Below are 1,242 nucleotides of genomic sequence, written 5' to 3'. Positions count from 1 at the left end.
GATTTTCCGTTAACTTTCACCGCGCATCACCCAATAATGTCAGAGCCCACGGTCAAAAAACGGTAAATGTCGTACAATAACAATTATGCGACATAAATGAGGAAGAAAATGGTCGAAATGTGGCAAGGATTGTAATTCATTTATGTTACATTATAGGACAAAAGAGCGAAATTTGCATTAATATTAGTCCGAAAATAGAGAAAAAGAACTATTGTTTTTATTCTATGAACTCCATCAGGCAGTCCTGAACGAAATCGGGGGCTGCTTTTTTCATTTGCTCCACGGTGTGAAGATAGCGCTGAGTCGTGTTTATATGCGCGTGTCCGAGCGTTTCCTGCACTTGCTGCAGCGATGCTCCCTGAAGCAGCGCCAGCGTCGCGTTCGTATGGCGTAGCCAGTGCGGCGTCGGTTCTTTACTGATGTTGCTCCGCTGGGCTGCACGTTTAATGATGCGTTCGATTTGCCTAGGCGTAATCGGAAAAAGCCTCAACTCCGCTTCCGGTTCGTCACAATTCGACAAATTTTGGGCGTGATGCTGATACAGCCTCCATAACTGCGGAGGAATTTTAACCTCTCTGCTTTTTCCCCTCTTGGCGTGGGAAATCGTTAACCAGATCGAGGTTTCCGTCGGATCGGTATGAAAGTCGCCCCATTTTATCCCGGTCAGTTCCGAAACGCGCAGGCCAAGCAGTACAAGGGACAGGCCGATGAGGTAGTTCCGGAGGCTCTCTTTTCGCAAACTGTTTAGCAGCTTGCCTACTTCGTTCCGCGTCAAATAATGCTTCCGGCTCGTTACCACCGCCGTCGGGATCCGGATGTTTTGGGTCGGATTATGGTCGAAAATTCCAATGCCCCGGTCGCTTCCCCATTTGTAAAAAGACTTCAAGGGCGCTATGAACGCCGCGACGCTTGCGGGTGCCAGCGGTTTTCCGGACTCGCGGTAAATGCCGTGCGTCAAATAAATTTTGTAAGCTTCGATTTCCCTCCAGGTTACATCCTTAAGCGGCATGCCCGATAAAAAACGCCTGAATTGTTCCAACGCACGGTAGTAATTTTTACGTGTATTCGGGGCATTTGAGCAAGCGGTCAAAAACATTTGGATCATCTGCTCGTCTTGATAGTCTTGTTTTGAAAAATGGAACGGATATTGTTTGGTAACTGCCGTCAATAAGTTCTGTTGCATTATCTTGTGTACCTCCTGTTGGCGATGTATAGTGTCGCATAATTGTTATTGTACGACAT

1 protein-coding gene is annotated in these 1,242 nt (G+C 47.1%); it reads right to left on the bottom strand.

Going from position 1 to position 1,242, the window contains the following annotated elements:
* Positions 1–217: 217 nt before the first annotated feature.
* On the bottom strand, positions 218–1,183 hold the full coding sequence (locus EHV15_RS36240; protein WP_128631449.1) for a tyrosine-type recombinase/integrase: 966 nt from the start codon (positions 1,181–1,183) through the stop codon (positions 218–220).
* Positions 1,184–1,242: the final 59 nt, after the last annotated feature.

Origin of the sequence: Paenibacillus oralis, assembly GCF_003863965.1 — a bacterium.
In the GTDB taxonomy this organism is placed as follows: domain Bacteria; phylum Bacillota; class Bacilli; order Paenibacillales; family Paenibacillaceae; genus Fontibacillus; species Fontibacillus oralis.
The sequence above is the reverse complement of the archived record's forward strand: the minus strand, read 5'-3'. Positions and strand labels throughout refer to the sequence as shown.

What these genes read in the sequence shown, in the direction of transcription:
- EHV15_RS36240 (WP_128631449.1), bottom strand. Translation starts at nt 1,183, where the DNA reads ATGCAACAGAACTTATTGACGGCAGTTACCAAACAATATCCGTTCCAT.